Here is a 4,888-nt window from a genome sequence, read left to right as displayed (position 1 = left end):
ACCCCGCTGAACCTGTCGGATGCGCAGAGCCATCCGGCGTTCTCGTTCCGCCCGGAAACCGGCGAAGAAATTTACCACTCGTTCCTCGGCGTGCCGATCCTGCGCGCGGGCAACACACTTGGCGTGCTGGTGGTGCAGAACCGCGCCAAGCGCACCTATGTCGAGGAAGAGGTCGAGGCGCTGCAGACCACCGCGATGGTGCTGGCCGAGATGATCGCCTCCGGCGAATTGTCGGCGCTGGCCCAGCCCGGTGCGGAGCCGGCGGCGCGGCACTCGATCCACAAGACCGGTGCGGTGTTGTCGGACGGCATCGCGCTCGGCCATGTGGTGCTGCACGAGCCGCGCGTCGTCATCACCAATTACATCGCCGAAGACCTGCCGAAGGAAATCAAGCGGCTCGACGCGGCGCTGGCCAAGCTGCGCTCCGACCTCGACCGGATGCTGGAGCGGGGCGACTTCGCCGAGGGCGGCGAGCACCGCGACGTGCTCGAAGCCTACCGGATGTTCGCCAACGACCATGGCTGGTCGCACAAGCTGCACGAGGCGGGCGCCACCGGCCTCACCGCCGAAGCAGCCGTCGAACGCGTGCAGTCGGACACCCGGGCGCGGATGCTGCGCTCGACCGATCCTTACTTGCGCGACCGGCTGCATGATCTGGAAGACCTCGGCCACCGCCTGATGCGCCAGCTCGTCGGGCAGGACCATGCGCCGTCGCGCGAGCAATTGCCCGACAACGCCATCCTGATCGCACGGTCGATGGGCCCGGCGGCGCTGCTCGATTACGACCGCAAGCGGCTGCGCGGTCTGGTGCTGGAAGAAGGCACTGCCAATTCGCACGTCTCGATCGTGGCGCGCGCCCTCGGTATCGCGGCGATCGGCGAGGTGCCGAATGCGCCGGGTATCGCCGATCCGGGCGACGCGATCATCGTCGATGCCACCTCGGGCTCGATCTATGTCCGCCCGTCGGCCGAAATCGAAGCCGCTTATGCGGAGCGGGTGCGCTTCCGCGCCCGTCGGCAGGCGCAGTATTCGGCGCTGCGCGATCTGCCCTGCGCCACCAAGGACGGCCAGCCGATCGATCTGATGATCAACGCGGGCCTGACCATCGACCTGCCGCACATCGAAGACACCGGCTCGTCGGGCATCGGCCTGTTCCGCACCGAGCTGCAGTTCATGGTCGGCCAGAGCCTGCCGCGCTCGTCCGATCAGCTCGCGCTATATCGCGCCGTGCTCGATGCCGCCGGCACCAAGCCGGTGACCTTCCGCACCCTCGACATCGGCGGCGACAAGGCGCTGCCCTACATGGCGACGGTGGTTGAGGAAAATCCGGCGCTGGGCTGGCGCGCGATCCGGCTTGGGCTCGACCGGCCCGGCCTGCTGCGCAGCCAGATCCGGGCGATGCTGCGCGCCGCCGCCGGTCGTTATCTGCGGGTGATGTTCCCGATGATCTCGGAGGTAGCCGAATTCGATGCCGCCAAGAGCATCATCGAGCGTGAACTGACTTATCTGCGCCAGCACGGCCACACTTTGCCGGAGCGCGTCGACGTCGGCACCATGCTGGAAGTGCCGGCACTGTTGTATCAGCTCGACGAGCTGTTCAAGCGCGCCGACTTCGTCTCGGTCGGCTCCAACGATCTGTTCCAGTTCCTGTTCGCGGTCGATCGCGGCAACTCGAAAGTGTCGGAGCGGTTCGACACGCTGTCGGCGCCGATCCTGCGGGCGCTACGCGATATCGTCCGCAAGGCCCGGGCGGCGAAGCGGTCGCTGTCGCTGTGCGGTGAGATGGCCTCGCAACCGCTGGCGGCGCTGGCGCTGATCGCGATCGGCTACCGCTCGCTGTCGGTTTCGGCGCTGGCGCACGGCCCGGTGAAGGCGATGATCCTCGGCCTCGACCTCGCCAAGGCCGAGGCGATGATCGGACCGCTGCTCGACGCGCCGGCCGGCAGCGTCTCGATTCGCGACAAGCTGATCGAATTCGCCGAAGCGCATCAGCTCGCCTTGTAGCGACGCGGCTGCCCGCCGCCGCTTGTCGTTTTTCGCGTTCATCCGAGATCGTTCATGTCCACACTGCCCGAAGCCAAGCTCGACGTTCTCCTCGCGCATCATGCCGCGCTCGAAGCGCAGCTGATGGCCCAGGTCGGAGCCGAGGACTACGTCCGCATCACCCGCGAATTGTCGGAGCTCAATCCTCTGGTCGAGGCGGTGAAGAGTTATCGCCAGGTCCGCGACGAACTCGGTGAGATGGACGAGCTGCTCGAAGATCCGGCCACCGAGCCGGAGATGCGGGCGATGGCCGAGGCCGAGCGCGATGCGCTCGACGCTCACCGCGACGAACTGATCCAGCAGATCCGCATCGCGCTGTTGCCGAAGGACGCGATGGACGAGCGCAACGTGATGCTGGAAATCCGCGCCGGCACCGGCGGCGACGAGGCCTCGTTGTTCGCTGGCGACCTGTTCCGGATGTACGAAAAGTTCGCGGCGCTGCAGGGCTGGAACGTCGAAGTGATTTCGGCGAGCGAAGGCACGGTCGGCGGCTTCAAGGAAATCATCGCCGAAGTGAAGGGCCGCGGCGCCTTCGCCAAGCTGAAATTCGAATCCGGGGTGCACCGTGTCCAGCGTGTGCCCGACACCGAAACCCAGGGGCGCATCCACACCTCGGCCGCGACCGTTGCGGTGCTGCCCGAGGTCGAGGACGTCGACGTCGATATCAAGCAGGAAGACCTGCGGATCGAGACGATGCGGGCGCAGGGCGCCGGCGGCCAGCACGTCAACAAGACCGAGTCGGCGATCCGTATCACCCATCTGCCGACCGGCATCGTGGTGATGATGCAGGACAGCCGCTCGCAGCATAAGAACCGCGCCTCGGCGATGAACATCCTGCGCTCGCGGATCTACGACGCCGAGCGGCAGCGGGTCGATGCGGCGCGCTCGGCGGAGCGCAAAGAGAAGGTCGGCTCCGGCGACCGCTCGGAGCGGATCCGCACCTACAACTTCCCGCAAGGGCGCGTCACCGACCACCGCATCAATCTGACACTGTACAAGCTGCCGCAAGTAATGGCCGGCGAAGGCTTGGGCGAGCTGATCGATGCGCTGACCACCGAATACCAGGCGGCGCAGCTCGCCGAGCAGGGCAACGCGGCGTGAGCGACGCTCCGACGATCGCGTCCGCGCGTCGTCGTCTCGCCAGGCAATTCCAGGATGCGGCGATCGAGTCGGCCGCACTCGATGCCCGGCTGCTGGTCGGCGAGGTCACCGGGCTCGATCTCACCGGACTGCTGGTTCAGTCTGAGCGTATCCTGACCGCTCAGGAGTACGCGCGGCTGCAGTCGCTTGCGGCGCGGCGGCTCGGCGGCGAGCCGGTGGCTCGCATCCTCGGCATGCGTGAGTTCTGGGGGCTGCCGTTCGAACTCTCTGCCGACACGCTGGTGCCGCGCCCCGATACTGAGACGATTGTGGAGGCCGCGCTCGCGATCCTGCAGGAGCGAGCCTTACCTGCGCCGCGGATACTGGACATCGGGACTGGGAGCGGCGCGATCCTGCTTGCGCTACTACACGAGCGGCCGGACGCTATCGGCGTTGCCACCGATATCAGTCTCGGCGCTCTAAGCACCGCACGACGGAATGCGCGGCGTCTTGGACTTGCTGATCGCGCCGGCTTCCTCGCCTGCGACTACGCCTCGGCGCTGGAGGGGCCGTTCGACCTGATCGTCTCCAACCCGCCCTATATTCCAGCTAACCAGATTGCGGGGCTTGATCGCGAGGTGCGGGAGCATGATCCGCGCCGGGCGCTCGACGGCGGAGCCGATGGGCTCGATGCCTACCGGAAAATCATCCCCGAATCGGTCCGCCTGTTGCAACCACGAGGCGCCTTGGTGGTTGAAATCGGACAAGGTCAGGAACGCGATGTAAGCGCCCTGATGCAGGCCTCGGGGTTAACCGTCTCTGACCCCTTCCGGCCTGATTTGTCAGGGATTTTCCGGGCGGTGACCGGGCGGCTCGCAGGCCCCTGATATCGGAACAAATTGCAAAAAACCGCTTGGAATATCGACCGAGAGCGACTACGTTCCGCTCCAGATATCGGTCAGAGCGGCTGGCCCCGCGGTGCGGTGTGGGGCATGTTCTTCTCTACGAGAGCCCCTGACCGAAAGGGTTCCATACTGCGGTTTCGATCAAGCGCGATAGGCTGGGGCAGCCGCGCAGCTTTCGACCGCGAAGCGAACGAAAGCCTAAACGATTCACGCTTGAAGAACTCACGCGCGAGAAGCTGAGCCTCGTTGCACAGGCTCGTTGATTTGGTCCGGCTGGCGCAGCACGACCGCCCGCCGGAGTTGGGGAACGCGTCTTTGTTGAACGCGACATACGGCACTAAGCGACCAGAGACTGAAGGGCTGTTCGGAGAGGCGTAGTGCGACCTGCGTCAGGCGCAGCCATGCCTTGCAAAAAGAGGTTCGGTAAGAAGGTAGGACATGAGAAACGGGCAGAACAATAAGCGGCTGCGTAACCGGAATAACGGCGGCAATAATAACAATCGGCGCGGCCAAAACCCGATGACCCGGGTGTTTGAATCGAACGGCCCCGATATCAAGATCCGTGGTACCGCTTCGCACATCGCCGAGAAATACGTTCAGCTCGCCCGCGATGCCCGCTCTTCGGGTGACCCGGTGGCGGCAGAGAACTATTACCAGCACGCCGAGCACTACTTTCGTCTGATCGCGGCAGCCCAGGAGCAGTTCCGGCAGAATCAGCCGCAGCCGCGAATCGACAACGACACGCTGGACAACGACGACGACAGCGAGGGCGATTTCTCCAATTTCGGCGCCGAGCCGGGCCTCGTCCCTGTACAGCAGCCCCAGCCGTACCAGCAGCGCGAGCAGCCGCAGCCTTATCA

Annotated in this window: 4 protein-coding genes; all 4 read left to right on the top strand. The window is 65.4% G+C overall.

The genetic code is table 11. The annotated features are described in order from the left end of the window. Positions 1-2,004, top strand: a 2,004-nt coding sequence (ptsP, locus tag DYI24_RS21305) for a phosphoenolpyruvate--protein phosphotransferase (RefSeq protein ID WP_164573748.1), incomplete at its 5' end; no start/stop codon positions are given. Between the two features lie 54 nt (positions 2,005-2,058). After that, entirely contained in the window at positions 2,059-3,144 is a 1,086-nt protein-coding gene (gene prfA, locus DYI24_RS21300) for a peptide chain release factor 1 (RefSeq protein WP_164573747.1), read from the top strand. Then, positions 3,141-4,010 carry a peptide chain release factor N(5)-glutamine methyltransferase gene (prmC, locus tag DYI24_RS21295; protein WP_164573746.1) on the top strand — a complete coding sequence of 290 codons (870 nt, stop codon included), beginning with the start codon at positions 3,141-3,143 and terminating at the stop codon, positions 4,008-4,010. The genes prfA and prmC overlap by 4 nt, the downstream gene beginning before the upstream one ends. A gap of 456 nt (positions 4,011-4,466) precedes the next feature. Then, positions 4,467-4,888, top strand: a 422-nt coding sequence (locus DYI24_RS21290; protein WP_164573745.1) for a DUF4167 domain-containing protein, incomplete at its 3' end; no start/stop codon positions are given.

This window comes from Rhodopseudomonas sp. BR0C11, assembly GCF_010820945.1.
Lineage (GTDB): Bacteria > Pseudomonadota > Alphaproteobacteria > Rhizobiales > Xanthobacteraceae > Rhodopseudomonas > Rhodopseudomonas palustris_H.
Note: the sequence above shows the minus strand (reverse complement) of the source record. Positions and strands in the feature narration are given on the sequence as shown.